The 401-nt window shown below is 53.4% G+C and carries 1 protein-coding gene; it reads left to right on the plus strand.

What is annotated here, in order from left to right; translation table 11 throughout:
- Positions 1-401, plus strand: a 401-nt coding sequence (locus TPRIMZ1_RS19220) for a formate--tetrahydrofolate ligase (RefSeq protein WP_010261728.1), incomplete at both ends; no start/stop codon positions are given.

Genomic DNA, 401 nt, shown 5'->3' on the forward strand with positions numbered 1-401 from the left:
TCCGATGTATGGGAAAAGGGCGGAGAAGGCGGAACGGCTTTGGCGGAAGAGGTAGTCAAACTCTGCGATGTGTCCAACAACTTTACGTTCAGCTATGACGAAAAAGCATCGATTAAAGAAAAGATTGAAGCCATTGCTACGAAGATCTACCATGCGGACGGAGTAGACATTGAGCCGAACGCGCAGAAGCAGATAGCGCAGCTTGAAAAGCTGGGGCTGGACAAGGTGCCGATCTGTATGGCGAAGACGCAATACAGTTTTTCTGACAAGATAGAGCTGAAGGGTGCGCCGAAGGGCTGGCGGCTCAATGTCCGTAACGTGAAGATATCCGCGGGGGCGGGCTTTATTGTGGCCCTCACCGGTGAAATCATGACCATGCCCGGTCTCCCCCCGGTACCCTC

The sequence above is a fragment of the Treponema primitia ZAS-1 genome, assembly GCF_000297095.1.
In the GTDB taxonomy this organism is placed as follows: Bacteria; Spirochaetota; Spirochaetia; order Treponematales; family Breznakiellaceae; genus Termitinema; species Termitinema primitia_A.